The 20,427-nt window shown below is 58.9% G+C and carries 20 protein-coding genes, 4 tRNA genes and 1 pseudogene; 7 read left to right on the top strand and 18 right to left on the bottom strand.

Translation table 11 applies throughout. From position 1 onward, the window contains the following. The first annotated feature begins 86 nt into the window (after nt 1–86). From AC1DLB_RS01335 to AC1DLB_RS01315, 5 genes are all read left to right on the top strand, one after another. Nucleotides 87–857, top strand: coding sequence for a 2OG-Fe(II) oxygenase (locus AC1DLB_RS01335; protein ID WP_019581187.1), 771 nt, complete (start codon nt 87–89; stop codon nt 855–857). A 1-nt stretch (nt 858) separates the two neighbouring features. Further along, nucleotides 859–1,497, top strand: coding sequence for a LysE family translocator (locus AC1DLB_RS01330; protein WP_111455149.1), 639 nt, complete (start codon nt 859–861; stop codon nt 1,495–1,497). A 572-nt stretch (nt 1,498–2,069) separates the two neighbouring features. Next, nucleotides 2,070–3,299: a type II and III secretion system protein family protein gene (locus AC1DLB_RS01325; RefSeq protein WP_064616561.1), complete on the top strand. Its 1,230-nt coding sequence runs from the start codon at nt 2,070–2,072 to the stop codon at nt 3,297–3,299. Between the two features lie 122 nt (nt 3,300–3,421). Further along, the gene (locus AC1DLB_RS01320) at nt 3,422–4,138 is read left to right on the top strand and encodes a tetratricopeptide repeat protein (RefSeq protein ID WP_026286433.1); all 717 of its coding nucleotides are present in this window, start codon (nt 3,422–3,424) and stop codon (nt 4,136–4,138) included. 18 nt (nt 4,139–4,156) lie between these two features. Then, a complete protein-coding gene (locus tag AC1DLB_RS01315; RefSeq protein ID WP_018926249.1) occupies nt 4,157–4,429 on the top strand; it encodes a DUF3613 domain-containing protein in 273 nt (90 codons plus the stop codon). 433 nt (nt 4,430–4,862) lie between these two features. Here the strand turns inward: AC1DLB_RS01315 and AC1DLB_RS01310 are convergent, their stop codons facing one another. From AC1DLB_RS01310 to AC1DLB_RS01255, 12 genes are all read right to left on the bottom strand, one after another. Further along, nucleotides 4,863–5,831 (bottom strand): type II secretion system F family protein, encoded by a 969-nt coding sequence (locus tag AC1DLB_RS01310; protein WP_477743489.1) that lies wholly within the window; start codon nt 5,829–5,831, stop codon nt 4,863–4,865. Between the two features lie 29 nt (nt 5,832–5,860). Continuing rightward, nucleotides 5,861–6,847 (bottom strand): type II secretion system F family protein, encoded by a 987-nt coding sequence (locus tag AC1DLB_RS01305; protein WP_064616557.1) that lies wholly within the window; start codon nt 6,845–6,847, stop codon nt 5,861–5,863. Further along, a complete protein-coding gene (locus tag AC1DLB_RS01300; protein WP_111455151.1) occupies nt 6,844–8,283 on the bottom strand; it encodes a TadA family conjugal transfer-associated ATPase in 1,440 nt (479 codons plus the stop codon). The genes AC1DLB_RS01305 and AC1DLB_RS01300 overlap by 4 nt, the downstream gene beginning before the upstream one ends. A 3-nt stretch (nt 8,284–8,286) precedes the next feature. Beyond that, entirely contained in the window at nt 8,287–9,507 is a 1,221-nt protein-coding gene (locus AC1DLB_RS01295) for an AAA family ATPase (RefSeq protein ID WP_064616555.1), read from the bottom strand. Beyond that, nucleotides 9,501–9,995 (bottom strand): TadE family protein, encoded by a 495-nt coding sequence (locus AC1DLB_RS01290; protein WP_018926254.1) that lies wholly within the window; start codon nt 9,993–9,995, stop codon nt 9,501–9,503. Before AC1DLB_RS01290 ends, AC1DLB_RS01295 begins: the two co-directional genes overlap by 7 nt. Further along, nucleotides 9,995–10,474, bottom strand: coding sequence for a TadE/TadG family type IV pilus assembly protein (locus AC1DLB_RS01285; protein WP_064616553.1), 480 nt, complete (start codon nt 10,472–10,474; stop codon nt 9,995–9,997). The genes AC1DLB_RS01290 and AC1DLB_RS01285 overlap by 1 nt, the downstream gene beginning before the upstream one ends. Nucleotides 10,475–10,482: 8 nt before the next feature. Further along, on the bottom strand, nt 10,483–11,826 hold the full coding sequence (locus AC1DLB_RS01280; RefSeq protein ID WP_477743490.1) for a TadE/TadG family type IV pilus assembly protein: 1,344 nt from the start codon (nt 11,824–11,826) through the stop codon (nt 10,483–10,485). Nucleotides 11,827–11,901: 75 nt separating this feature from the next. Continuing rightward, nucleotides 11,902–12,708 carry a Flp pilus assembly protein CpaB gene (gene cpaB, locus AC1DLB_RS01275; RefSeq protein WP_064616549.1) on the bottom strand — a complete coding sequence of 269 codons (807 nt, stop codon included), beginning with the start codon at nt 12,706–12,708 and terminating at the stop codon, nt 11,902–11,904. A gap of 15 nt (nt 12,709–12,723) precedes the next feature. Next, nucleotides 12,724–14,049 (bottom strand): AAA family ATPase, encoded by a 1,326-nt coding sequence (locus AC1DLB_RS01270; RefSeq protein ID WP_138866985.1) that lies wholly within the window; start codon nt 14,047–14,049, stop codon nt 12,724–12,726. A gap of 2 nt (nt 14,050–14,051) precedes the next feature. Beyond that, nucleotides 14,052–14,582, bottom strand: coding sequence for an A24 family peptidase (locus tag AC1DLB_RS01265; protein ID WP_018926259.1), 531 nt, complete (start codon nt 14,580–14,582; stop codon nt 14,052–14,054). Nucleotides 14,583–14,609: 27 nt separating this feature from the next. After that, nucleotides 14,610–14,804, bottom strand: a complete 195-nt coding sequence (locus tag AC1DLB_RS01260; protein ID WP_018926260.1) for a Flp family type IVb pilin — start codon at nt 14,802–14,804, stop codon at nt 14,610–14,612. Nucleotides 14,805–14,958: 154 nt separating this feature from the next. Next, nucleotides 14,959–15,153 carry a Flp family type IVb pilin gene (locus AC1DLB_RS01255; RefSeq protein ID WP_018926261.1) on the bottom strand — a complete coding sequence of 65 codons (195 nt, stop codon included), beginning with the start codon at nt 15,151–15,153 and terminating at the stop codon, nt 14,959–14,961. 412 nt (nt 15,154–15,565) lie between these two features. On the opposite strand from AC1DLB_RS01255, the gene AC1DLB_RS01250 reads away from it, so the two are divergent. Next, nucleotides 15,566–16,429, top strand: coding sequence for a helix-turn-helix transcriptional regulator (locus AC1DLB_RS01250; RefSeq protein ID WP_436275170.1), 864 nt, complete (start codon nt 15,566–15,568; stop codon nt 16,427–16,429). A gap of 59 nt (nt 16,430–16,488) precedes the next feature. On the opposite strand, the gene AC1DLB_RS01245 is transcribed toward AC1DLB_RS01250, so the two are convergent. The 4 genes from AC1DLB_RS01245 to AC1DLB_RS01230 all read right to left on the bottom strand — a co-directional run bounded on the left by AC1DLB_RS01245 (nt 16,489) and on the right by AC1DLB_RS01230 (nt 16,901). Next, nucleotides 16,489–16,564, bottom strand: a tRNA-Gly gene (locus AC1DLB_RS01245). A 3-nt stretch (nt 16,565–16,567) separates the two neighbouring features. Then, nucleotides 16,568–16,643, bottom strand: a tRNA-Glu gene (locus AC1DLB_RS01240). A 104-nt stretch (nt 16,644–16,747) separates the two neighbouring features. Then, nucleotides 16,748–16,823: transfer RNA gene (locus AC1DLB_RS01235), tRNA-Gly, on the bottom strand. A gap of 2 nt (nt 16,824–16,825) precedes the next feature. Continuing rightward, a tRNA-Glu gene (locus AC1DLB_RS01230) sits at nt 16,826–16,901 on the bottom strand. A gap of 394 nt (nt 16,902–17,295) precedes the next feature. Here AC1DLB_RS01230 and AC1DLB_RS01225 point away from each other — a divergent pair. Continuing rightward, on the top strand, nt 17,296–18,054 hold the full coding sequence (locus AC1DLB_RS01225) for a hypothetical protein (protein ID WP_230139514.1): 759 nt from the start codon (nt 17,296–17,298) through the stop codon (nt 18,052–18,054). 111 nt (nt 18,055–18,165) lie between these two features. On the opposite strand, the gene AC1DLB_RS01220 is transcribed toward AC1DLB_RS01225, so the two are convergent. Together AC1DLB_RS01220 and AC1DLB_RS01215 are read right to left on the bottom strand one after the other, a co-directional pair. Then, nucleotides 18,166–19,029: a methyl-accepting chemotaxis protein gene (locus AC1DLB_RS01220; protein WP_477750360.1), complete on the bottom strand. Its 864-nt coding sequence runs from the start codon at nt 19,027–19,029 to the stop codon at nt 18,166–18,168. Beyond that, nucleotides 19,027–20,091, bottom strand: a pseudogene (locus tag AC1DLB_RS01215) (HAMP domain-containing protein); the annotation flags it as partial. The gene AC1DLB_RS01220 and the pseudogene AC1DLB_RS01215, both read right to left, overlap by 3 nt. Nucleotides 20,092–20,427 lie beyond the last annotated feature (336 nt).

Raw genomic sequence — 20,427 nt, 5'->3', positions numbered from 1 at the left:
GGGCGATGTCGACCCCGTCATCGCCTGACGCCGGAGGAGCCTGCGTTCGCGGGCTCTGTTGACTATCTGATAGATGGACCTAAGACATGATGCTTGACGTCGAGCGTCTCGATGAGACGTGCATACAAAAACTGGCCAACGAAGAAGTCCTCGCCATCCGCGTCAGAGGCTTGTTGCCTCGGCCACTGGCGATCCAGATCGGCGACAAGATCCTCGCCCCCGGCTTCGAAGGCTACATCAACGCACCGAGCATCGGTCGTATCGGCATGGCGTTTTACGAAGCGGAAAACCAGCCACTGCTGATCGAAGACTATTTCGAGCGCGCCACCAGCAACATCGCCGAGTTGCGCAGCCGTTGTGCGCCCTACTCCTCGCCTGTCGACACCCTGCGCTGCATGCTCGATGAGTCCTGGCCGGCGGGGGCGCATCTGGAAAACCTCTATGGCCGCAAGATGTATGTGGGGCTATCGCGCGTGGTCAAACCCGGCGTGTGCTTCCTTGCCCATCACGACATTTTCGCCAAGGACGCCCCGGACAGCTTCCAGGCCAGAAGCCTGGAAGCGCAGTTCGCCTGCAATGTTTACCTGAACATGCCGACCGAGGGCGGCGCTTTGCAGATGTGGGACCACGACATTTCCCCGGACCAGTTCGACGAGATGCGTGGCGACAGTTACGGCATCGATCCGGCCTTGCTCGGCCCTCCGACCCTGGAGATTCGCCCTGAGCCGGGTGATTTCATCATGTTCAATTCACGCCGCATGCACTCGGTGACGCCGGGTGTGGACGATCCGCGATTGAGCCTTTCTTTCTTTGTCGGCTACCGCGGCAATGCTTCCCCCCTGACTTTCTGGAGTTGAGATGTTTTCGAATTACCTGGGCGAGTTTCTGGCGCTGGCAACCATCCATTTTCTGGCCGTGGTAGCTCCCGGGCCGGACTTCGCCGTGACCATCCGCCAAAGCGTGCGTTTCGGGCGTTTAGTGGGCATCTGCACGGCGCTGGGCATCGGCGCGGGCATTTCCGTGCATGTGCTGTACACCTTGCTCGGCGTCGGCGCATTGATGCACACCACGCCTTGGCTATTGATGGTGGCCAAGGTGATCGGGGGGGCCTACATTTTGTACCTCGGTGTGAGCCTGTTGCGCAGCAAACCCAAAGTGGCGACTGAAGGCGACAACGGCGCGGCAGCGTCAACTGAGCAGCAGACCCTGTTCAAGGCCTTCAGCACGGGGTTTCTGACTAACGCCACCAACCCCAAGGCTACGCTGTTCTTTCTGGCGATCTTCACCACCATCATCAGTGCCTCGACACCGTTGCAGATACAGGCGCTGTACGGGTTGTGGATGTGTTTCGTGAACGCCTTGTGGTTCGTGATCGTGGCCCTGTTCTTTTCCAGCGCCCGGGTGCGACTGCTGTTCATGCGCATGGGGCACTGGTTCGAACGAACCATGGGGGTGATCCTCATTCTGTTCGCCGGGCGCCTGATTCTGTCCATGTAAGTCATGCTGCCTTAGTCGCCTCGTCGAACCGCACTTTATGCGGCTCCCACGCCAGCAACGCGGCTATCTCCGCACTCTGCCCTTAAAGTTTTGTTTTAAATCATGGCGCTTTGCTTTGTTTGAACTACCTTCAAACAAGAAGAAGTCATAACGGTTTGAATTTTGACGTTTAGGTTCAGAGATCAGATAGCGAATTGGCAAAAGGAGTTACCTCACTATGATCCTGACAGGCGTTTTCCGGCGCAGAGCTGTGATTGCCGGTTGCTTTTTAGGGGAGTCAGGTTGGCGGGAAGTGCCGCCTATAACCGCGATGGTTGTCGAGCCTGAGCCTGTTGCTCGGGTCGGCAGCCCAGGTATCTGGATCACTAAAAGCCGTTTTAGAAGGTCGCTCGCTGTTCATTCGGATCAGCGTATTGCACCTGCTTGCGTGTAGCACCAAGGAATATTGCCGGGGGCATTAATCGTTAGTGGTAAGTGCTCTGGCGAGGTTGAGGGTCGACTCAGGCCCCTTGTAGTGATCCAAGGCAACTTGGTTTGCCTTGTAGATGGCCTATTCAGCGAGGATGCACTTAATGAGCTATCGTACCGTGCCCGCTTTCAAGCGAATTATCCATGGCCTGTTCTGGATGGGCCTCAGCGTGGACGCGGCTCAGGCCGCGGCGGCCAATTGTTCGCAGATGGACAGTATGCCGACAACGTTCGAGGTCGGTCAGGGGCTTCAGAGTGAACTGCGCACTCCGGTTCCGGTGACGCAACTGGCCGTGGGTGACCCGAAAATTGCCGATGTGCAACCCAGCGGCAACAACCCCAACGCCTTCCTGCTCACTGGTCTGACACCGGGCACCACCAGCCTGATGGTCTGGACCGGCTGTTCGAAAGAGCCGCGCCATAGCATGGTGTTCGTCAAGGGCCGGGCCACCTCGGCGCTGACCAGCGCGTCGACCGGACCTTACGAAGACCCGCTGCTGCCGAGCCAGGTACAGACCGATATTCGCTTCGTTGAAGTCAGCCGGACCAAACTCAAGGAAGCCTCAGCGTCTATTTTCGGCACCCGCGGCAACTTCCTGTTCGGCTCGCCGAGAACCTTGCCCACCATTGGCGGCGTCGTCACACCGTCGGTGCCGGTGGACAACGGCATGTTCAACCTCAACTTTGCTACCGGCAATACCCTGGTGGCGATCAACGCACTGGAAGGCAGCGGTTTCGCCTACACCCTGGCGCGGCCAAGCCTGGTGGCGCTCAGCGGGCAGAGTGCGAGCTTCCTGGCCGGCGGTGAAGTACCGATTCCGGTGCCCAGTTCGGGCAGCGATAACATCTCCATCGAGTACAAGGAGTTCGGTATCCGCCTGACTCTGACGCCAACCATCATCGAGAAAAACCGTATCGCCCTGAAGGTGGCGCCGGAAGTCAGTGAACTGGACTTCACCAACGCCGTGAGCATCGCCGGCACGATAGTTCCGGCGCTGACCATACGCCGTACCGACACCAGCATCTCCCTGGCCGACGGCGAAAGCTTCGTCATCAGCGGCCTGATCAGCACTCGCAACAATTCCCAGGTGAACAAATTCCCGGGGCTGGGCGATATCCCGATTCTGGGCGCGTTCTTCCGCGACAACTCCGTCAACCGTGAGGAGCGCGAACTGCTGATGATCGTCACCCCGCATCTGGTCCAGCCCCTGGCTGCCAATGCACAACTGCCGTCGTTGCCTGGCGAGCAGCTGCGCAATTACGACCCGAACTTCTACCGCATGTTCTTCCTCGAAAATGGTGATTTCGACAGTAAGACCGGGCTCTCGCAATGAACCGGAGCCAGACGCTGAACCGGGCTTTCGCCCTCACTCTTAACGGTGACCTTGAGCGCTTGGCGGGCCAACTGTATTGCCATTGGCCAGGCGTTCAACGTGTTGTAGCCAGAGGACACTCGATGAAAGCAGTCATTGCAATAACGGCGACATTGATGCTCGCAGGTTGTGCCACCAACGGTATTGTTTCGCGACCGGGCAGTTGTGCCAAACCCGCTTCGGAGCAAGAGTTGGCCCTGAACCTGGCCGACAACATGGCCAACGAAGGCCGTTTGTATGCCAGCCTGGCGAACCTGGAAGGTTTGCCCGATGATCTGGTCCAGGTTCGTCTGCGCAAGGCCCGGGTGCTGCGCTTGATGGGGCGTAAAGATGCGGAGCCGTTGTATCAAAGCCTGCTCGGCACCTGTCTGGCCGCTGAAGGGGAACATGGCCTGGGCCAGTTGGCCGCGGCCAAAAATGATAACGCCGGCGCTACCACTCACCTCGAACGCGCGGTGAAGATGTCCCCCACCGACGACAAGATGCGCAATGACCTGGGGGTCGTCTACCTCAATCAGCGACGGATCCCTGAAGCACGCTTCGAGTTCATGACGGCCATGGAGCTCAAGCAGGCGGATTCACTGGCGGCACTCAACATGGTGACGCTGCTGATCTATCAGGATAACTGGAAGGCGGCTGCCGAACTCGCGAACCGCGCCAGCTTGAGTCCCCAGCAAGTTGCAGAGGCTCAAACCCGAGCGGAAAAACTCAAGGCCTCTGCCAAAAAAGCGGTGGCTTCCGAGGGGAATCGCAAGACTGAGGCCGTAGTCGATGCCTCAGCCAATGCTGCGATCAAGTAGAACGTACGAGGAGTCGAGATGAATACCAAAGGGCTGTTGATTGTGTGCATGGCTTGCCTGTCCACCAGTGCCTGGGCTATTGAGCCAGGTCCCTCCTCGGCGCCGCAAAAGGGCACCGAACAGTGGATGCAGCTACAGATTCGTGGTGTGGTTGCCTCCCCTTTTCGACAAACTGCATCGGTCACTGAGCGTGACCTGTCCTTCCAGCGCTGGCTGAACAGCTTCACCTACCCGATCCCGATGTTCTTTGAGCAGAAGGCTGGGGGGAAAATGACCTCCAGCAGCAACTGAGGGACGTCAATGGATGATCAACCTCTGGCATCGTCCAGAGTAGCCTGGCTAAAACGCCAGGCTTAATCACGTCTGCTGGAAAGTATTGGCATCTACACATTGTTCAGTTCTGACCGAGCCCCCCTGGAGCGCAATGCTGTTCACTTAAACAGTTTCAGCCGCGACGCATTCTTTGTAGCAGCTGCCGAAGGCTGCGTTCGGCTGCGCAGCAGTCGTGAGTCCGGCTGCCGTGATGTACCTGACGCACCGCAATGGCTGATTTTACGACTGCTTCGCAGCCGAACGCAGGCTTCGCCAGCTGCTACAGATCGCATTACGGCTTAAGTGAACAACATTGYCCGTAGGAGCGAGCGGTGTAGATCTTGGGAGGGGAAGTACAGATCAGGTTCGGGTGGCAAGGCCATCTGATTCGACAGCCCCCCACCCGATCCTCTTACATATTTCCGAATGCTTTCATTACGCCAATCATGGCCGGGCCGATGGCGACCAGAAAGAAGCTCGGCCACAGGCAGAAAATCAGTGGGAATATCAGCTTGGTGCCGATTTTCGCCCCCGCCTCTTCGGCGGCCTGCGTACGCCGATCACGGAATTCATCGGCATAGATGCGCAGGGTGTCGGCCACGCTGGTACCAAAGCGAATACTCTGCGCCAACAGGCTGACCAACCCTTGCACGTCCTCCAGACCGGTGCGTATGGCCAGTTGTTTGAGCGCCTCGGTACTGGTGATGCCCGCGCGGATCTGCGCATTGACCAGGGCCAGCTCTTCAGCCAGTTCAACATGACTGACCGACATCTCTTCAGCCACCCGTTCAATGGTCGTGGGCAGTGACAGGCCTGACTCCACRCAGACCACCATCAGATCCAGCGCATCTGGAAACGCGATACGCAGCCGGTTTTGACGCGCCTGCTTACGCTTGGCGACATACAGCGCTGGCAGCAACCATCCGATACCGGCCACCATGACCACCAACAACAGCCCCACAGCCAGGGAAACCTTGGGAATCAGCGGCAACAGCAGCAACGCAAGACCGACCATCAACAGCGGTAACATCAAGCGCACCGCCCAGTACATCTGCACCGCCGAAGAGGAGCGGTAACCCGCATGCGTCAACAGAGTCTGGGTAACTGACGCCTGGGCCGATTCAGCCGAGGCAAAACGCTGGCCGACCCGCTCCAGCAACAGCTGCAGATTACCCGGCGCTTCCTGCCCTGCCGTATTGCCCAAATAACCGCGCTTGATCAGCGCCAGACGACGCTGTACCGGGTCCTGAAGACCCAGCATCAGCAACATCAAGGCGACGACCGCAAGCACCGTACTCAAACCGATCGCGCCAAGGAACAACAGGCGCGCTACTTCCTCGCTCCCCGTGAACCGACTGAACAACCCGAGTAAAAAGTCCATGACCTGTACCTCCCGGTAGCGAATATCGCTTAAACCTGAATCCGGATGATTTTTCGTATCCAGAAAATCCCGATCAACATGGCGCAGAAAGCCCCGATGATCAGCTTGTGGCCTATGGGATCATTGAGCAGCACAGGCATGTAGCTGGGGCTTGTGAGCACGATCGCAATAGCCAGCACAAAGGGAATCGCCACCAGCACCCAGGCCGACATGCGCCCTTCCGCCGACAGGGTTTTGATCTTGCGCTGAAAGCGGAAACGCCCGCGGATCAGCCGACTCAGACGCTCCAGCACTTCCGTCAGATTGCCGCCAGTCTCGCGGTGGATGAGGATCGAAGTCACCAGCATCATCACCGTCATGCTGGGCATGCGCTCCAGCAGGCCGAGCATGGCCCGGCGAACATCGTTGCCATAGTTGATGTCGGCAAAGGTCAGGCCGAACTCATGAGCGACCGGCCCCTTGTGCTCCTCGGCGACCAGACGCAGGGTTTCGTTGAACGGGTGCCCGGCACGCAAGGCCCGGCACATGGCATCCAGCGCATCCGGTAGGCCTTCCTCAAACGCAGCGAAACGTTTGCTACGGTCACGAGAAATTTTCAGCAGGGGTAACCAGAACACCCCGAAGCCTGCCAGCAACGCCATCCACCAGACGGTCACGACCATCCAGATCGAGATGCCCGCACACGCACCCAGGAACAGCCCGAGCAAGATCACTCGATAAGCGCGGTATTCATGGCCGCCCTGCTCGATCATCTGCGTAAGGCTCGCCATGAACGGCAACTGCTCGAGCATGGCCTCCAGTGGCGACAAACGCGTCAGGTATTTCTGCCGCAACACCGTCTGCATGTTGGGCAAATTGTTGGCTTTTTCCAGTACATGCAAACGGCCGCGGATGCGCTTGCGCATCTTGCCCGCTTCGCCGAACACCGGCACCACCACGCCCTGGGACAAGAGGAACACGGCGATAAACACCATGCCCAGGAACATCACAATGAATTCAGCAGGAATATGGCTCATGGCTGCCGTGCCTCCATCCATTCAGGCCTGAACATCGTCAGCGGCAACTCGATGCCGCGCTTGGCCAGCACATCGCGGAAGGCCGGAATCATGCCGCTGGGACGATAATCGCCAAGCACTTCACCGTTTTCACCCATGCCCTGGCGCGCAAAGGAGAAAATTTCGGTCATGGTGATGATCTCGCCTTCCATGCCGTTGATCTCTTGCACGCTGACCAGCCGGCGCTTGCCGTCCTCCTGACGTTCCAGCTGGATCACCACATCGATGGCCGACGCGATCTGCTGACGCATGGCCTTGATCGGGAAGGTCGCCCCGCTCATCGACACCATGTTCTCGACTCGCCCCAACGCATCGCGCGCGGTGTTGGCGTGGATCGTGGTCAATGAACCGTCATGGCCGGTGTTCATGGCCGTCAGCATGTCCAACGCCTCGGCACCGCGCACTTCGCCGATCACAATGCGGTCCGGGCGCATCCGCAAACTGTTGCGCACCAACTCCCGCTGACTCACCTCGCCACGCCCTTCGATGTTCGAAGGCCGGGTCTCCAGGCGCACCACGTGGGGCTGCTGCAGTTGCAGTTCGGCCGAGTCTTCGATGGTGACGATCCGCTCGTTGTGCGGGATGAAACTGGACAACACGTTGAGCATGGTGGTTTTGCCGCTACCGGTACCGCCGGAAATCAGCACGTTCAGGCGCCCGCGGACAATCGCCTTGAGCAGCAGCGCAATGGCCGGGGTCAATGTCCCCACCTGAATCAGGCTGTCGGTATTGAGCAGGTCCACCGCAAAGCGGCGAATCGACATGCTCGGGCCGTCGATGGCCAGCGGCGGGATAATCGCGTTGACCCGCGAACCGTCCTTGAGCCGGGCGTCCACCAAGGGCGAGGACTCGTCGATACGCCGACCCAGGCTGGACACGATGCGGTCGATGATATTCAGCAAATGCTGATCATCGCGAAAACGCACATCGGTCCGTTGCAGTTTGCCGAAGCGCTCGACATAGACCGAGGCATAGCCGTTGACCAGAATGTCGGACACGCTGTGATCGGCCAGCAACGGCTCCAGAGGCCCCAGACCGAGCACCTCGTCGGTGATCTGCTTGATGATCAACTGGCGGCTGGTGGTACTCACCGGTGCCGAATGCTCGTCGAGCAGGCGCTGGCAAATATCACGGATCTGCCGTGAGGCCTCGGCCTGTTCAAGGGAGTCCAGCAAGGACAGGTCCATGACCTTGAGCAATTGCTGGTAGATTTTTTCCCGCCACTCGGCTTCCACCGGGGTGACCTGGCTTCTGGTTTCGTAAAGAACGTCCGGTGTTGCACGCTCCCACGCCATTATTTCCTCTGCCGGATCCAGCAGGTCGTCGCCCTGAGCAGCTGACGATGCTGCGGGTTTACCGGACTGTTTGCGCAAGCGGTTACGAAAGTCGCTGATCATGGGTCATCCCCCGAAAAAACGGTTGAAGGCGCGTTTGAGTAAGCCTTTGTTCCCGGCCACCTGTTGACCGACCAGGTCCTCGGTCATGTCGCGCAGGGCGGTAGTAATCGCGGCCCTCGGCGCATGCAGCCCCAACGGCACGCCAGTGTTCTGACTCTGGCTGACCAGGTTGAAGTCGTTGGGTAATTTCGACAGATTGGTGCAGCGCAGTGCCTCGCCAATATCCTTGAGGCTGATCGCTGCGGCCTTGTCATAGCGGTTGACCACAATCTGCAACTGATCGCCGCGCACGCCCAGGTCGTCGCGAAGAATCCGCACCAGGGAGCTGGCATCGCGCAGATGACTGACGCTCTGCTGCACCACCACGTACACCCGGTCCACCTGTTCCAGCACGGAGCCGGTGAGGTGGTCGATTTGCCGCGGCAGGTCGATCACCACCCAGTCGTAGCTGGCGCGGGCCAGTTGCAACAGGGTGTCAAGTTGCTCGGGTTGGGCATCCTGCGGCAGGCACAGCTCACCGGCCCGACCACCCAGCACATGCAAGGTCGGGCTGAAGTGGCTGCAAAAACCGCGTAGCGCGACGCTGTCCATGCCATCGATCTGATGCAGCACCTCGAGATGGCTGTGCGTCTGCGCCACGTCCAGGTAATGCGTCACGCTGCCGAATTGCAGGTCCATGTCCAGCAATAGGGTGCTGCCGCCCCTGACGCTGAGCTGTTGAGCCAGGTTGCAGGCCAGCAAGGTTCCGCCGGAGCCGCCCTTGGCGCTCATCACGGCGATCAATTTCCCTTCTGTCCCGCTGCCGGTGCGAACCTCCATGACCAGGCGATTCAAGGCGGCAACCAGTTCGGTCTCGGCGATAGGCTCCGGCAGCACGTCACGGGCGCCGGCCTGCATCGCCAGGCGCATGCCTTCCTGCTCGGTCAGCAGACCGCACACCAACATCGGCGGACGCTCATGGGCCGGACGCTGCAACAGCGCCGCCAATTCTTCGCGCCACAGATGGCTGACGCGCAACAGCAACAGATCAGGCATGCGGTCCAGGCCGTAGAGCGGGTCGACATGCCCATTACTCACCAGGCGAGTGCTCACCTCCAGGCAGGGCATGCGCTGGCAGACGCTCTGCAGATCGCGCAACGAGGTGGCATCACGGCTGCTGATCAGCAACCTCAGCCCAGCCTTGCCGGTCGAAGTGGAGAGCGGGGTATCCTTGGTATTCAGCATGGTGTGATCTCCCCGGAATCGGAATGACGCCCGAGGCTTTCGCGTGGCAAGGTTGCCTTGAATGCAGGCAAGGTAATGGGCACGCCGAACCCGGGAATAAACAGATTGAAAACGAAGCCTTGCAGACTCAACTGGACATAACGGATGGCACGAAAGCCAGTAGCGCTGACCAGGTCGCCGGGATTGGCCACCACAGCACCGTTGACGTCCAGATAGGTCAGCGTCAGGTTGGTGGTGGCCAGGCTCGTGATCAGCTGGCTCGTGCCGGCGTCGGTCGATGCGTTGAAGATCGCCCGCCGCAAGACCACCGGATCGCTGATGTTGCACACCGCTGCCAGCCGCGCACCACGCCGCGCGGCTTCATCCAGCGCACTGACCGTGAAGTACAGGCGGCCCATTTCCACCACGCCGAACAACAGGATGAACACCAGCATGCCGATGAAGGCGAACTCCACGACATAGGTGCCGTGCATGCGTTTTTTATTCATCACAGCACCCTCATGACAGTGGTGGCAACCAACGGAATGGCCAGCGCAAACTGCCCACCGATAAGACCAGGAAACGTGCCGACACAATTGCCACTGCCAATCACCGGGCAGAAGCTATAGGTGATGGTGACTCGCACATGGTCGGTGCCTACCGCGGCGACCGCTACGTTCGCGGTCGTCAACCCTGACACCACAGCGCTGCCGGTAGCGCTGGGCACGCCATAGACCGCGACRTTTTTCGTCTGGGTCAGCAGCGTATTGCTCAGAGCGATAGCGCCGAGCGTCGAGTCCCAGGCCTGGCTGGCGACAAAACGGTCGGCATCACGGCTGGCCTGCAACAGGACGTTGTACTGGTAGAGCATGCGGCCGAATTCGCCGAGGCTCAGTAACAACAGAAGCAACAGCGGCAGGACGAGGGTGAATTCCACCAATGCCACGCCTCGCTGAGCCTGTGGTCGCTTGAATGAGTGAAGTCCCATGACGCCTCCTACGAGTCTGTGCTCGGAGTGCCAGTGCCGCTGCCAATATAGGTTTTGTAGAGTTGAATGATCTGCGGGCCGACATCGGTGGACGGCGAGGGGCCGGCTACGTTATCGCCTTCGCACTCCTTCACAAACTGGCCGAATATCTGCGATTCCGTGCCGCCGTTGCTCATGGGCTGTACCACGAAATAGCAACCAAAACCCAGGACCGGCACCGAGGTTGTACCCCCCTGTTTACCGGTGCAGTCGCCCACCACGATTTTCAGCATCCGACGCTCGAACACCCCACCGCTCTGACAGCCGCTGCCGGTCCCGGCCACACACGCGGCAGTGCTCGCACGCCAGTCGTTGTAGTCCAGTATCGCGTTGGCGCCCGCCGTGAGATTGCCGCCGCTCGATGTGACGGTTTGCCCCTTGTACATCTTTTGTCCCGTTGCATCGTCGTATGTGATCGCGGGGGTGCTGGACGTGGTTACCAGATCTGGCGGGTAGTCCGAGGCACTGACCGGGCCGTTGTAGATGCCGAAGCGCGTATTCAACCCTTGAGAGGTAGGGCCGACCTTGTTGCCAGGGGCGGTCTGGACGTTCTGCCCGACGTTGCGGCAAACCGTGCCGCCTCCGGCCAGGTCATCCCTGACGGTACTGCCGCCGGAGCCAAAGTCGAGCAACTGAAAGTTGCCTGGGCCAATGGGAGATGAATTGCCGGCAGCCGTCTTCAACACCTGCAAATCGCCAAACTGGAAGCCCCAGAACACGCCCGCGGCCGGGTTGTATTTAGTCGGGTCGCCACAGACCATCAATGGGGCAAGATCACAGGGGCTGGTAGGGCTGGGGCCGGCGGTGGCGATCGCCGCCACGGCCTTGTTCCCAAGGCCCGCAGTGCCTAACGTCTGAACGAAGCTCCAGAAAAAACCTGTCAGTTGATAGCTCGGTACCGATACCCGAACGTACTTGGCATTTGCCGGCCCGGGATAGGAGAACGGGCCATAGACGCTGCTGGAGAGTTCCACCGTCGCAAATGCGCCTGGGTTGCCGGCGACCGCCGTTGCCAATTCGGTGTTGCCCGTGGCATTGGCATTTTGCGTCAGCGTATTGAGCGCGGCAGTGCGTGTCGCGCTGGCCATGGTGGCAGCACCTGCCACCTCAAGCAGGGTTTTGGCGCCACTCAGGGCAGCGGCATCCACAGCGTTTTGCAGGCGCGTCTTGTTCAACATCATGTGCCCGCCGTCCAGAGCCAACGCCGCTATCATGGAAATCGCCGCCAGGGCGATCACCATCAGTACGCTCACCGCTCCTCCCTGGCGCCTTGGCGTCGCAGTGAACGGCCGCTGAATACGAAGATTCATCATCAAGCCCTCGTTTGCCGATACTGATCCGGATCGGCTCCGCCAATACCTTGGTGCACAGGCACCCCTACCGCTCTGTCAACGAACTTTCACTAAACTGGTCTGGATCCCRCGAATGATGGTGACAGCCCCGCCACCCTCGGCACGGTGCACCACGCGTTTTTGCACTGGGGCAGCGGCCACAACCATGGGGGCCGGCGCAGCAGGCGCGGCGGTCACGATTTTTTTCTCGGAGTTCAGCGGATTGCGCAGCGCCAGTTGCAGCTTGCCTTCCGTTTGCGCCGTGACCAGGGTTTCCGCCTCGGCGGCCGTCATCTCCAGCGTCACTGCGCGCACCACCACCGGTTGGGTCTTGTCGGTACCCGCCGTCTGATCCACCGCCAACACCCGCAAGTTCTCAAGGATGGTCCTGGACACGGCACTGTTACTGCCGGCACTGGTGGTTTTGGTCGCCAGTACATCGACCCGGTTACCTGGCAGGAGGAATCCGCCCACACCCACCACATCGTCCACGCGTACCGAAATGGCACGTTTGTCTGTGGCAATCAGAGAGGCCAGGGTACTGCCGCCCAGATGCTCGCTCAGGCGTGCGCTGCGCATGACGTCGCCACGCAAGATGTCGAACGTTGCGATCTTGCCCACGGCCTTGTCGCTGGAGTCGAGAGCATCGTCCGGGATCGTGTCCATCGGCATGCGTACGGTCGTGACCTGTTGGGCCTCGACCATCTGCCCGAATGGAATCTCTACCGTGGCAACCACCACGCTTCGAAGATGGTCATCCGGAGTAGCATTGAGCCGCGCGCTCAGCCAGGAGTCGGCCATCCATGCAGCCCCAAGGCCCATGACCAGGGAAACGCCTATCAGGGAAACAGTACGAGAGCTCATGTCAGTATCTCCGTATCAAAGAAAGTCGAGCTGGACGAAGTAGTTGTGCCAGGCCCATTCCAACTCTTGTGGTGACAGTGCCCCGGTACCGCCGATATAACGCTGACGGTCGAGGGCCATGTTCAGGAGATCGCGGGGATGGCAAGGCACCAGGGGCATGCCTTCACTTGCATAAAGCCTTTGCAGTACATAACGCAGCAGCAGGGGGTCAAAAGGAATACCCAGACGCTCACATTCCTGACGCCAGATCTTTTCGTACTCCTCGGGCTTCAGGTAACCGAACTGCAACTTGTAGCCAATCCGCCGCAGGAAGGCCTCATCAGCCAGTTCCAGGGGATTGAGGTTGGTGGAGAACACCAGAATCAGATCGAATGGCAGCTCGCAATGCCGACCACCGCCCAAATTGAGGAAGTCGCGCTTCTCCTCCATCGGTACGATCCAGCGATTGAACAGCTCGGCGGGTGCCATGCGCTGGCGGCCCATGTCATCGATGATGAACAGGCCATTGCTGGCCTTGAGCTGCAAGGCGGCCTGGTACTGGCGGGTGAAGGGGTCATAGCGAACATCCAGCTGTTCCATGCTCAACTCACCGCCCGTAATGACGACCGGGCGTTTGCAGCACAGCAGTCGACGATCGATCCCTTCGTTGAGCATCAGATTGTTCTGTTGACCGTTGTCATCCAGCCGCTGATGCACCTGCGGGTCATAGATCTCGATCACCGACTCGTTGATCACGATGGCATGAGGTACCCAGATGGCCTCGGCGAACAGACGAATCAACCGACTGCTGACGTAGGTCTTGCCGGTACCCGCGGGGCCATAAATCATGATTGCGCGCCCGGAGTTCAGGGCCACACCCAGTTGATCGAGCATCCCCTCCGTGAGCACTACACCGGTGAGGGCCTTGTGCATATCGCTTGAGCTGATGCGACCATGGTGAATGGTCTGGATTTTGATCAGGGAACGGTAGGTACTCACCGGGAAGGGGGCCGCGCCGATATAGCCGCTGCGTGACAGCGCATCGCGGGCAGCACTGCGACCGCGTTCGGTCAGGCTATAACGCAGCTGCCCACCCGATTGCCCCACCTGACCCAGGACTTCGACACGACCGTCCTTGCGCAGAAACGCCAGGACTTCTTCAAGTACGGCGCCAGTCAGCGCCAGGCGCTCCACCAGTCGCGGCATGTCCAGCACGCCGGCGTCGTACAAATGCTTGCATACCAACTCACCGAGAAAACTGTCGGTCAGACCCGTCTCGCGGATTGTGCAAGGCTGAGGAGCCAGCCGTTGCACCGCTTCCCGATCGCTGGAGTAGGCATCACTATCGACAATGACGTGCATGACTAACCTCCCAATCCACCGGCAACCAGTTGCCAGTAGACGCTGTTTAAAGTGCCGATCAAGATTGCGATCGAATAAGGAAAAGGTTTGCCGGCGACTTCATCCGAAGTCGGCGCCAGATAGGCCTGCGCCCTGAGAATCAGCCAATAACGCCCCAGGGTCTGCAACAATTGCCCGCGAACCAGCACGATCAGGAAACCGCACACCCCACCAGCTATCAGGCTGAACATGGCTGCCCACAAGGCGAAATGGAACGGAAGAAAGCTGCCGACCATGGCCATCAACTTGACGTCGCCAGCAGCCATGCCTCCCAGGGCGTACATCGGCAGAAAGAACGCAAAACAGATCAGGATACCCAACAGGCTGTCACCCAATCCGCTGATACCACCTGAATAAGTCTGACCGGCCAATCCCAGGGCAATGCCCAACAGGACCAGCGTGTTGGGGATACGGTGGCGAAGCAGATCGCTCACCACCGCGACGCCCAGCAGTCCTAGCAGTAAAACAGTCGACACCAGCAATTCCATGGACATGGCGCGTCTCCCCTACCGGGATTATCGTTAGCAGGCAACGTTGCCGTTGACCGCCTGGCACAGCGCTCTGATCTTGGTATCTACAGCGCCGCCCAAAAGAACGAAGGCTGCAGCCACAGCTACCGTAATCAACCCACCTGCCACCGCGTATTCCACAATGGTCAGGCCATCTTCATCTTTGGCGAACTTGCTTATCGAAGTTCTGATTGTTTGCAGAGTCATTTTGTGTACCTCACTTCAGCGGTCATACGGCTCGGAAAGTACATTGGCGGGGACAGCGCGAAGTCCATTGAGTTATCCGGTCGCTCTATCAGCAAAACAGCAACAACCGGTCATTCATGGACTTCGCCGCGTCCCGCCACCGTAAATTTCGTTATCAGCACGCAACGTTGCCGTTGACGGCCTGGCACAGCGCCCTGATTTTGGTATTCACGGCACCGCCCAAAAGCACGAACGCAGCGGCAACAGCTACCGTAATCAGCCCACCGGCCACGGCGTATTCCACGATGGTCAGGCCGTCTTCGTCTTTGGCGAACTTCACTACCGAAGCCTTGATTGTCTGCAGATTCATTTTGCCCACCTCACTCGAATGTTGTTTTTTCCGGAAGGCAGTACGTTCTGCACTGCCTGATGCAACCCTAGTCAGGGGCAAGGCATGGGCGTTAGGAAGATTTTGCACATCACTAGGACTTTTTTGCGGGTGCGGCCAAATACGGTTATTGGCCTTTGCAGAAGTAGCAGGAGGGGTAAAACAAGGGATGGCTCGCGAATACCACTGACTTCGATTTACAAGCGACGAGCGGCTGATACCTGGTTCATAGACGACACACCAACAGACTGTTGCCTGGGACTGATTTCCAGGCAACGCATAGAGCGGATAGAACTAAAATTCGTCTTTCTTATCAGTATTTAATCTGCAAAGTGATGGCACGTTAGCAATACTACTCAGCGAAGAGGGGCCCGTAGAACCGCAGAGTAGAGACATGACGTCCAACATGACCAGAAGGCCATCGCTGCTTTGGTTCGATCTGACTCACGATCGTTCCACGAAGGAACTCATCGCGCAGTTCGAGGAGACTTGCGACTGCAAACTGGCGAAAAATTCCGTGCTGCCCAGCGGGGAACAGGCAGACATGATCTGCATCCATTTCGATCGCCCCGACACCCCCGGTTTGAGGTTGTTGCTGGAGATCAAACGCACCACCCCTACCATCCCGATTACCATGTTCACCGTGCAGCACTCAGAAGAATTGGCCGTCTGGGCCATGCGCTCCAGTGTCTGGGAATACATGGTGCTCCCGCTCACCAACGCCGAGAGGAAGCGCTACCTGACGGCACTGATGCAGCTCTGCGAATTGCGCCGCAATGCCGGTCAGGACAAGACATTGCTGATCGACCACTCGCCCACTCTGCCAGAGAGCATCCGCCTGACCTCCGGGCACCAAAAACACCAGGCGCTGAGCCATACCATGCTGTACATCGACCAGCACTTTCGGGACAGCATCGATCAGAGGGATTTGGCCAAGCGCTGCGGCATGACGACTTTTCGCTTCAGTCGCCTGTTCAAGGAAGCCAATGGCGTCGGTTTCACCGATTACATCCTGGACAAGCGCATGAGTTTTGCCAAACAGCTGCTCGACAACAGCCAGATGCCGATTACCAGCATCGGTTATGAGGCCGGCTTCAAGGATCCTTCCTACTTCGCCCGCGCCTTCAAGCAGTTCGTCAACTGCACGCCCAGCGAATACCGTTTGGCCAGCCAACTTAGAGCGGTAGCAGCGCAACCGCCACTGGAAGATACAACCATTGAAGCACTTGAAAGCCTGGTGCAGAGCCTTGGAAATTGAAGCAGGTTTTTTACGCGCATAAAAAAACGCCGCTCAAATGAGCGGCGTTTTTTTGAATTTGGAGCGGGAAACGAGACTCGAACTCGCGACCCCGACCTTGGCAAGGTCGTGCTCTACCAACTGAGCTATTCCCGCAAATGGCGTCCCCTAGGGGACTCGAACCCCTGTTACCGCCGTGAAAGGGCGGTGTCCTAGGCCACTAGACGAAGGGGACACGCTGCCCGGAACACATGGTGTGTGTTTCGGTGCCCAGACCCGTATCCGAAGACTTGGTTCTGGTTTCACTCAGCTTTGCCCGAAAGCAACGCTGTTTAAAATTGGAGCGGGAAACGAGACTCGAACTCGCGACCCCGACCTTGGCAAGGTCGTGCTCTACCAACTGAGCTATTCCCGCATTGGCGTCCCCTAGGGGACTCGAACCCCTGTTACCGCCGTGAAAGGGCGGTGTCCTAGGCCACTAGACGAAGGGGACACACGTACAACATTCACTCCCTACCGCGTTTCGCTGTGTGCTTTACGCTGTAAGTGGCGCGCATTCTATGGATGGATTGAGGGGTCGTCAACCCCCAGATATAAATTTATTTAAATCAATGACTTCGCCCTGCTTTTGGCAGCGATTCAGGCTTTTGTGTCGCCTGACCTTTGGCGCCTATATTCTGGCATCCATCAAGACGCTATAGTCCATGCCGAGATGATGGCAATGTGCACCTCGCACGCTATTTACTTATAGAAGCGGCATTGCGGCCGATATAAGAAGAGCTATAGCCGATTCACTCGTCGAGCAACCCTATGCGCCCATATGCCAAGCCAACTACACTCGACTCGAACGCGAACCCCATAAAGAGGTCTTACCGGTGACACCACTCATGATCACCCTGCTAGTCGTAGCCGGGATCGCACTATTGATCGCCATTGGCTACATGAACCATGTGGTGGAAAACAATAAGCTGGAAAAAGCCCGCACCAAGGTTGAACTCAACGACCGCCTGCGTCGCTGCGGCGAAATCACCGAGACCTTTCCCGGTCAGTTCATGACACCCGCGCTCAAGTTGCTATTGACCCGTCTGGAACTGAACGTCTGCCAGCGCCTGCTCAACCTGGAAAAAACCAGCCCCACGCTAAAGCCACGGATTACCGAGCTCAGTGCCTTGGTCGCTCAGGGCGAATCGATCCCGGTCAACAACCCGCCGGCACCGATCCAGACCGAAGCCAAGGCCAAAGACGTGCGCTTCCTGCTCGAAGCCCTGCATGGCCAGATCACCCGTGCCGCACAGGACGGCTACCTGCCGACCAACGAAGCCAAGCACTGGATCCGCGAGGTCCGCCACATCCTGGTCCTGCTGCACATCGAGTTCTTCAACAACCTCGGCCAGCATGCCCTGCAACAAAACCAGCCAGGCCAGGCCCGACTGGCCTTCGAACGCGGCGTGCAATACCTGCGCAAACAGCCGGAGCCCCAGGTCTACAGCGAACAACTCGAGTACCTGGAAAAACTCCTGGCCCGCGCCAACGACCAGGTCATGGACAAGATCGCCCCGGTTGAAGGCGAAGTGAACCAACTGACTGAAGGGCTCAAAGACGTCGAGGCTGACGCCGACTGGAAGAAGAAAGTGATCTACGACTGATCATGCAAATGCTGAAAAGCCACCGGGTCAGGTGGCTTTTTTTTTGCGTTGGGATTGATGCCCGCCAGAGTCAATAGATCATCCGGACACAGCCCGAGCCTTCGGCAGCTGCTACAGCTTGAAATGCCCCACCATCCCCCTCAACTCACTCCCCAACTGCGCCAGTTCAATACTCGACGCCGCATTGCCCTGCATCGCCAATGAAGACTGATCCGCACTGGCGCGAATGCTCGTGACACTGCGATTGATCTCCTCGGCCACCGAGCTCTGCTCCTCCGCAGCCGCTGCTATCTGCTGGTTCATCTGCTGAATCAGCGACACCGCCGCCGCAATACTCCCCAATGCACTTTCGGTCTGCAACGCATCGCTCACCGCCAGTTTCACCAACTCGCCACTGCTCTGAATCTGCTGCACCGACGATTGCGCCGCCGAGCGCAAGGCACTAACCAGGCGTTCGATTTCCTCGGTCGATTGCTGGGTTCGCCTGGCCAGCGCCCGGACCTCATCGGCCACCACCGCAAATCCCCTGCCCTGCTCGCCGGCCCGCGCCGCCTCGATGGCCGCATTGAGCGCCAACAGGTTGGTCTGCTCGGCAACGCTTTTGATCACGCTGAGCACCGTGCCGATGTTCTGGATTTCTGCACTGAGGCTTTCGATGCTGGAGCTGGCCGAGGTGGCCGAGTCCGCCAGTTGCTCAATTCGCGCCATGCTCTGACGCACCACCTGCTGACCGCTTTCGACCTTGCCATCGGCAGTCTGCGCCGCCTGGGCGGCCTCCTCCGCGTTACGTGCCACATCGTGCACCGTGGCGGTCATCTGGTTCATCGCAGTGGCGACCTGCTCGGTTTCTTCTTTCTGGCTGCTGACTTCAAGGTTGGTCTGCTCGGTCACCGCCGACAGCGATTGCGCAGAGCTTGCCAGCTGTTCGATACCGGCCTGCAAACCACTGACAATGCAGCTGAGCCCAGCGCCCATTTGCTGCATGGCTTGCATCAACTGGCCGATCTCGTCACGGCGGGTCACCTCAATCGTCGCGCTCAAATCGCCCGCGGCGATCTGCTGGGCGACACGGATCACACTGCGCAACGGTGCGACGATCAATCGGGTAATCACCCACGCGGCAATCAGCCCGACCAGCAAGGCCAGTGCCGAGGAGCCGATGATCAACAGCGAGTTCTTTTTCAGCTCTGCCTGCATCGACCGGTCTTCGGCAACGTAGGCCTGATCCACCCGCTCCACCACTTGCGCGGCGCGCTGGTGGAGTTGCTCGGAGACGGTCTTTTCCTGCGCCAACAGGCCGGTGTACTCGGCGAGTTTTTCAGTGAAACTGCCGATATGACCCGACACTTCATTGAGGACCGTCTGGTAACCCTCATCCTTTACGGTAGCTTTCAACTGTTCGGCCTGGGCCAGCGCCTGGTCGGCTTGCTCGATCTTGCCCTGCCCGGCACTGTCGTCGCCCTTGCGGCTCTGATCCAGGCGTACGTGCGCTTCGTTCATGGCCTGCAACATCAGTCGCGAGACCTGGCTGACCTGATTCGCCTGCTCGATGAATTGCGCACCGTCCTTGCCCTCGGACTCCTTCAAGGCATAGGCGCCATCATCGCTAAGCCCGGACTGCAGCACATCCAGGTTATTGGCCACACTGGACACCGACCAACTGGCCATTTCCAGCGCCAGGTCCTTGGCCTGACTCAGCGAGACGAACTCGTCAAAGGCCTTGCGATAAGCCCCCAGAGACTGTTCGACGTCATTCATGACCGGCACGTTGGCTGCGGACTGAGCCTTGAGCTCGGTCGCCAGCGCGATCAACGCGTCCACCCCCGCGTGCAAGGCTTCCACGGTTTTCGGGTCGCCGCGCAAGACGTAGTCCTGCTCAAGCAGACGCACCTTGAGCAAACGGCTGTTGAGCGACGACATCTGCTTGAGCCCGTCGAAGCGATGACTGATGGTTTGCAGGGACCATACGCCAATGGCCGCCACCAGGGCTGTCAACAGCAGCACCAGTACAAACCCGACACCCAGTTTTTTCGCCATACCGAGGTTGGCAAAACGTCCTTGCACGGCCGAAATCATTGCGCTTAGTCCCCTGCCATTATCTGTTGATGCAGATTCGCAACGGGCTTGTGCCAACACAAGTCTCTGACGTCGGAATAATGGCAAAAAGCTACGCCCGCGTCGTTTTCAGAATGCTTTAGGTCGATCCTCAGGGTCTGTTGACGTTTGGTGACGACCGCGACGGATGCCAACGTTGCGCAGGGCAAGGCGCGAGGAACGTGGTTTGGTTGTTCCAAATAAGTTCCGAGCAACGCAGCCCTGCGCAACGTTGGCTCCGTCCCTTCGGGTTGCGCGCCAACGTGCGCGAGGCTGCGT

This window comes from Pseudomonas sp. 05N434 (assembly GCF_056396965.1).
Note: the sequence above shows the minus strand (reverse complement) of the source record. Positions and strands in the feature narration are given on the sequence as shown.

Coding starts and splice junctions, on each gene's coding strand:
- AC1DLB_RS01325 (WP_064616561.1), top strand. CDS start 2,070: ATGAGCTATCGTACCGTGCCCGCTTTCAAGCGAATTATCCATGGCCTG.
- AC1DLB_RS01305 (WP_064616557.1), bottom strand. CDS start 6,847: ATGAGCCATATTCCTGCTGAATTCATTGTGATGTTCCTGGGCATGGTG.
- AC1DLB_RS01295 (WP_064616555.1), bottom strand. CDS start 9,507: ATGCTGAATACCAAGGATACCCCGCTCTCCACTTCGACCGGCAAGGCT.
- AC1DLB_RS01280 (WP_477743490.1), bottom strand. CDS start 11,826: ATGATGAATCTTCGTATTCAGCGGCCGTTCACTGCGACGCCAAGGCGC.
- AC1DLB_RS01290 (WP_018926254.1), bottom strand. CDS start 9,995: ATGAATAAAAAACGCATGCACGGCACCTATGTCGTGGAGTTCGCCTTC.
- AC1DLB_RS01225 (WP_230139514.1), top strand. CDS start 17,296: ATGATCACCCTGCTAGTCGTAGCCGGGATCGCACTATTGATCGCCATT.
- AC1DLB_RS01335 (WP_019581187.1), top strand. CDS start 87: ATGATGCTTGACGTCGAGCGTCTCGATGAGACGTGCATACAAAAACTG.
- AC1DLB_RS01255 (WP_018926261.1), bottom strand. CDS start 15,153: ATGAATCTGCAGACAATCAAGGCTTCGGTAGTGAAGTTCGCCAAAGAC.
- AC1DLB_RS01265 (WP_018926259.1), bottom strand. CDS start 14,582: ATGTCCATGGAATTGCTGGTGTCGACTGTTTTACTGCTAGGACTGCTG.
- AC1DLB_RS01270 (WP_138866985.1), bottom strand. CDS start 14,049: ATGCACGTCATTGTCGATAGTGATGCCTACTCCAGCGATCGGGAAGCG.
- AC1DLB_RS01315 (WP_018926249.1), top strand. CDS start 4,157: ATGAATACCAAAGGGCTGTTGATTGTGTGCATGGCTTGCCTGTCCACC.
- AC1DLB_RS01250 (WP_436275170.1), top strand. CDS start 15,566: ATGACGTCCAACATGACCAGAAGGCCATCGCTGCTTTGGTTCGATCTG.
- AC1DLB_RS01260 (WP_018926260.1), bottom strand. CDS start 14,804: ATGACTCTGCAAACAATCAGAACTTCGATAAGCAAGTTCGCCAAAGAT.
- AC1DLB_RS01300 (WP_111455151.1), bottom strand. CDS start 8,283: ATGATCAGCGACTTTCGTAACCGCTTGCGCAAACAGTCCGGTAAACCC.
- AC1DLB_RS01330 (WP_111455149.1), top strand. CDS start 859: ATGTTTTCGAATTACCTGGGCGAGTTTCTGGCGCTGGCAACCATCCAT.
- AC1DLB_RS01320 (WP_026286433.1), top strand. CDS start 3,422: ATGAAAGCAGTCATTGCAATAACGGCGACATTGATGCTCGCAGGTTGT.
- AC1DLB_RS01220 (WP_477750360.1), bottom strand. CDS start 19,029: ATGGGCGCTGGGCTCAGCTGCATTGTCAGTGGTTTGCAGGCCGGTATC.